This window comes from Microcoleus sp. (genome assembly GCF_049646505.1).
In the GTDB taxonomy this organism is placed as follows: domain Bacteria; phylum Cyanobacteriota; class Cyanobacteriia; order Cyanobacteriales; family Microcoleaceae; genus Microcoleus.
Window position 1 is genome coordinate 1 of the sequence record NZ_JBARVX010000485.1, and the last position, 4,076, is coordinate 4,076.

At 44.0% G+C, this 4,076-nt stretch carries 5 protein-coding genes and 1 pseudogene; 5 read left to right on the plus strand and 1 reads right to left on the minus strand.

The window, feature by feature from the left end; genetic code table 11:
- Window positions 1-623: alpha/beta hydrolase (locus tag WBA89_RS23270; protein ID WP_424409792.1), on the plus strand; the 623-nt coding region annotated here is incomplete at its 5' end.
- Between the two features lie 57 nt (window positions 624-680).
- On the opposite strand, the gene WBA89_RS23275 is transcribed toward WBA89_RS23270, so the two are convergent.
- Window positions 681-1,424 (minus strand): pentapeptide repeat-containing protein, encoded by a 744-nt coding sequence (locus WBA89_RS23275; RefSeq protein ID WP_424409793.1) that lies wholly within the window; start codon window positions 1,422-1,424, stop codon window positions 681-683.
- A gap of 712 nt (window positions 1,425-2,136) precedes the next feature.
- On the opposite strand from WBA89_RS23275, the gene WBA89_RS23280 reads away from it, so the two are divergent.
- From WBA89_RS23280 to WBA89_RS23295, 4 genes and pseudogenes are all read left to right on the plus strand, one after another.
- Window positions 2,137-2,787, plus strand: a complete 651-nt coding sequence (locus WBA89_RS23280; RefSeq protein ID WP_424409794.1) for an ATP-binding protein — start codon at window positions 2,137-2,139, stop codon at window positions 2,785-2,787.
- A 238-nt stretch (window positions 2,788-3,025) separates the two neighbouring features.
- Window positions 3,026-3,169: a hypothetical protein gene (locus WBA89_RS23285; protein WP_424409796.1), complete on the plus strand. Its 144-nt coding sequence runs from the start codon at window positions 3,026-3,028 to the stop codon at window positions 3,167-3,169.
- 170 nt (window positions 3,170-3,339) lie between these two features.
- Complete coding sequence (locus WBA89_RS23290) at window positions 3,340-3,678, plus strand: DUF3593 domain-containing protein (RefSeq protein ID WP_424409798.1); 339 nt, start codon at window positions 3,340-3,342, stop codon at window positions 3,676-3,678.
- A gap of 160 nt (window positions 3,679-3,838) precedes the next feature.
- Window positions 3,839-4,076 (plus strand): annotated as a pseudogene (locus WBA89_RS23295) (RNA-guided endonuclease TnpB family protein); the annotation flags it as partial.

The following is a 4,076-nucleotide window of genomic DNA, read 5'->3' on the forward strand; positions in this document are numbered from 1 at the left end:
GGTTAGGGGGGGTAGTTTTGTACCTGCACGGTAACGGTTCAAATGTAGGAGCAAATGTCGAACACGCCCATCGATTTCATCGGTTGGGTTTGTCGGTATTTTTGATAGATTATCGGGGTTACGGAAAAAGCCAGGGCGATTTTCCGAGCGAATATCGGGTGTATGAGGATGCTGAATTTGCTTGGGATTATTTGGTGAAACAGCGCGGGATTCACCCGAATCAAATTTATATCTACGGGCATTCTTTGGGAGGGGCAATTGCGATCGATCTGGCAGTGCGTCACCCGGAGGCGGCGGGGTTAATTGTGGAGGGTTCTTTTACTTCGGTGCGGGCGATGGTGGATTTCCAAAAAGGGCTGTTTTGGATGTTTCCGATCGATTTTTTGCTGACTCAGCGGTTTGATTCTCTATCAAAAGTCGATCGGCTGCAAATGCCGGTGCTGTTTATTCACGGGACTGCCGATACTGTAGTTCCATCCCAAATGAGCAAAAAACTGTTTGATGCAGCACCCGAACCCAAACAGCTTTACATGGTTCCAGATGGAGGTCACAATAATGTTGCAGAAATCGGCGGCGCAGAATATCTGCAAAGATTCAGGCAATTTTTGGATATTCCAAAGTAGGTAAAAGCTGGGGGCGATCGCCAATCAGGAAAACAGAATATCTACAGATTCTACGGCTTAATTCAACCTTAAAACATTCAGCCACCAATCCTTGATAGGATAGCAGTAATTACAGTAATTGTTTGTAATAATCGGTTGTTGTTTATTAATTTCACAGCCTCGCCGAGAGGTTTTTCGATTCGGCATCTTTGCGCCGCAGAGATTGGCACCTGTCAGATTAGTTTTGTTCAACCTCGCATCGGTCAAGTCGGCATTTCTTAGGTCTGCACCGGTGAGATTTGCACCGCTTAAATCGGCTTCTTGGATGTCTGCACCGCTGAGATTTGCACCGCTTAAATCGGCATTTCTCAGGTCGGTTCGACTTAGTTTCGCGGCGCTTAAATTACTGCATTTTAAGTTAGCAAACTTGAGGGATGCTTCTTGAAGAGAACTCTCGCTGAGGTTGGCATTTTCTAAGTTGGCTCCCCTAATGTCGGCCCTGCTCATGTCGGCTTTGCTGAGGTCGGCGTCGGCCAAAAAGGCATTTCTCATGTTGGCGTTATTTAAATTAGCTTCCATTAAATCAGCCGCAGTTAAGTCGGCATCAACCAAGTCGGCCCTGCTGAGAGTGGCGCGGCTCAAGGAAGCGCCGAACAAATCTGCACGGCTCAAGGAAGCGCCAAATAAGTCGCATCCGGGACATCCTCTTGTGGCTAGCAGCCGCTTGACTAAAGACAGATTTTGAGCTTGCAAGGGAACTGCGACACAAAATGGGAGTAGCAGTATCGCTGCTGTCAGAATTGTTAGTTTGATTTTTGTCATAAGGTGTGGCGCATTTAAATTAGTATATTTCAATTCCTATCAAAATTTGTCAAATCCTTTCCCTTGTTCGCTCTCTCCCTTTTCTGTCTTTCCCTTCTCGAACATAACAGACAATCTTTCGCTCAGCCAAAGTCTGGTCATTGCCGATCGTCCCTAGTCGTCTGCTAAAATAATGCGCCTGGGGCTAAAAACTGCGTTTCTTGGTTGATTTTGCCCTGTCAAACCCAATATTCTTAGCAGAAACCGGGTTGTTTTGACAAGTCCTAGTCTAGGGCGTTGATGCGGGCTGACGGTGTACGGTGGGCGGGCGCGATCGCCCTCGCGGATATTACTTAGGCCTTTAGGATGAAAGGGCGCACATCTACGCTCCCTTGCAGTTTCCAAGGAACGGTGGGAAGCGGGCGCTGAATGCCTTGCATTTGCGAGGTTGCGGCGGCTGCGACAAATGGCTGGGGGGGGGCAGTGCATAAATATTTGTACTCGCGGTTGCGGGATTTTCCGGCCAAGGGGGATCGCTCTCCGTACAGGCGATCGGTAAATAAGCCAATTGGCTTAGACTCTTAAGACATATTGCTGATGACCGGGGTTCTGTAAAAAAGATAGCATTTTGTTGTGAGCGCGAAAGAATACTGATGTGGCAAGTATAAAAAAATACAATGCTTATCGGGTGTGAAAATCGCTGACAACTAATACTTTTAAACAGGGAAAATAAATGTTCAACAACATAGACGAACTGGCAGAAGGCGGCAGAGGCATCAAACTGATGTGGCAGATTGCAGACGAGCTGAGTTACACCCGGACTCCCGACGGTCGAAATTGCTTGTCACTCAGCAAAAACTACGAAGTAGAAGGTCGCAATCGATCGCCAAATAAAAAAAAGTCTAACGCTTTAGATGGATTAATGAATTTGTTAAATAGATGGGATTGGCAGAAGGAAACAGAGCAGGACGCAGAGCTTTACGAAACTTCTGTCGAACACTTCAGCCTGCAAGTCAACACAGAGATGAATGCTTTAACTATAGTTTTGGATTGGTTTGAGCAGTTAAAAGATTTATCCCTCCCCAATGAAGTTTGGTTCCAGTTTCAGTTAGCATTAGCTGAAGGTTTCACTAATGCAGTGCGCCACGCTCACAAAAATCTGCCAGTAGAAACTCCAGTGCAACTAGAAATCACGGTATTTAACGGACGCTTGGAACTCAAAGTTTGGGATTGCGGCCCGCGTTTTGATTTTGATGCTAAGCTCGAAGAAATTATCGGAACCGATACCAAACAAAGCTTAGATTTAGAGGTTTTGAAAGATCCTTGCTTGATGCCGAGAAGACGGAAAAGCGTGGAAATGTCTCAGTTTCTAATTGCTGGGTAGTTGGGTAGATGCACAATTAACAGACTGGAACAGTTGAATATGTGTTATGTTAAAAAACGGTGTTAGGGGAAGAGTTACGGGTTTTGTCTCCGCGTAAATCAGGGGTTTTGAGCTGCAGGCTTGGGTGAGTCTGTAGCGGTTCGAGAGCAACGGGTCGATGTTTCATATCAATTCCGGTTGCACTCAAACATGATTGTTGACGGGCGGGTCGAAAAACTGAATGGTTGAGTATTAACTGTTGACGCGATTTTATGCTTCCGATGCAACCGGAAACGATATCAGTCGATTTGAGATTTTAGATCCTTCGATTTCGCGATCGTACAAGTCTGAGATTGGAGATTTAGTTGCAGTTTTGAATCGGGGTGCAAAAACCGCCGTCTAAAATTTGAGTATGTCCGAGACCAAAGTACGTGGTACGGTACCCATTTTGGGCGGGGTCAAATTAAAGATGAAAAATGAAAGATGAAAAATAAAAATCACAGGTTAAAAAATATTTACAATAATTTTTAACATTTTAGTTTATCATAGTATCTGGTTCATTACCAATTACTAATGATTTCCAAAGAAACTTTATTTGTGCTGTCTCTATTTCCATACTTGGGATTTCTCTGGTTTTTGACTCGATCGGGAAAAACACCTCGCTTAGCTCTGATAGGCTTTTACGGGACTCTGGTTTTTGTCGCTGTGACTATTCCCGCCGCAATTTATGCAAAAGTTGCCTACAATGAGTCACTAGCAAATGTCGATTGGCTGCACGGTGCTGCCGAACTATTCTTGACTGTTGCCAATATTTTAGTGGTTTTAGGATTTCGGGAAGCGGTGATTAAAGCAAAAGCATCTTCACAGAGTGAGGGCGATGAGCAAGAGTGTCTCGTTGACGGGGGAAAATAGCTGCGGTTAATAACATTTGAGATTTGAGAAGGGTTAAACTGTGGAACTTGCAAACAGGAGTATTATAAAACTTCATTAAGTTTGTAAGCAGTAGTAAGCAATGGTAGTATATAGTCAACAAGCCAGAATTATTGCGAACGTTAAAAAATGGAGAGTCTAAATGCAACTAGCAGAGAGACACATCATTAAATCCACCGAGAATCGTTTTGTTGAAATTGACGAGTTAGCCTTTAAATCCAAAAATTTGTACAACGCGGCTAACTACGTTATCCGTCAAAGTTTTGTCTATGGATGGGGTTATATTAATTACAACGAAATGAATCGTTTGATGAAATATCATCAAGCATACAAGGAATTACCAGCCAAGGTAAGTCAACAAATATTAATGATATTAGACA

Bases quoted from the DNA above. Each gene is read 5' to 3' on its own strand.
- WBA89_RS23275 (WP_424409793.1), bottom strand. From the start codon at position 1,424: ATGACAAAAATCAAACTAACAATTCTGACAGCAGCGATACTGCTACTC.
- WBA89_RS23280 (WP_424409794.1), top strand. From the start codon at position 2,137: ATGTTCAACAACATAGACGAACTGGCAGAAGGCGGCAGAGGCATCAAA.
- WBA89_RS23290 (WP_424409798.1), top strand. From the start codon at position 3,340: ATGATTTCCAAAGAAACTTTATTTGTGCTGTCTCTATTTCCATACTTG.